1 protein-coding gene is annotated in these 439 nt (G+C 56.0%); it reads left to right on the top strand.

Features of this window, described 5'->3' with window-relative positions:
- Positions 1-416, top strand: a 416-nt coding sequence (locus AB4Z50_RS36080; protein ID WP_441887309.1) for a hypothetical protein, incomplete at its 5' end; no start/stop codon positions are given.
- Between the last annotated feature and the right edge of the window lie 23 nt (positions 417-439).

Raw genomic sequence — 439 nt, 5'->3', positions numbered from 1 at the left:
TACGGGACCTGTATTTGCCGTTGCGATACTTCCTGCTGTTCGCGGTGTTCATCCAGGGCACGGCGCTCCTGTTCTTCGCGGTGGCGCCGCATAGCTTTCCGTATACGGCCAGCCGCTATGTGGACAACGGCCTGAAGACCTGCGCCAGCTTGCTGTTCCTGTTGCCATGGGGACATGCGCTTGTCTATTACATCTTCGACTTCTCCTGGCCGAAGAAGATATTCCTGACGTTGCTCACGCTGGTGTTCATTATCATCGCGGTGCCGATGCAGCTGACGTTGCACGTTTACCTGATGGTGTCCTGTTCATTGTTGTTGATGCCGCTGCTGTCGTTTGTGTTCGGTCCCACGATGCTGGTGTTCGGATGTATTGCGTTGTATGGGTGGGCGATGAGTTGGGAGAGGGTCGAACGGTAGCGCGTAGTGCGTTGTGGAAGCGC

It is taken from the genome of Paenibacillus sp. 2TAB26, from assembly GCF_052115145.1.
Taxonomy (GTDB): Bacteria; Bacillota; Bacilli; order Paenibacillales; family Paenibacillaceae; genus Pristimantibacillus.
The sequence above is the reverse complement of the archived record's forward strand: the minus strand, read 5'-3'. Positions and strand labels throughout refer to the sequence as shown.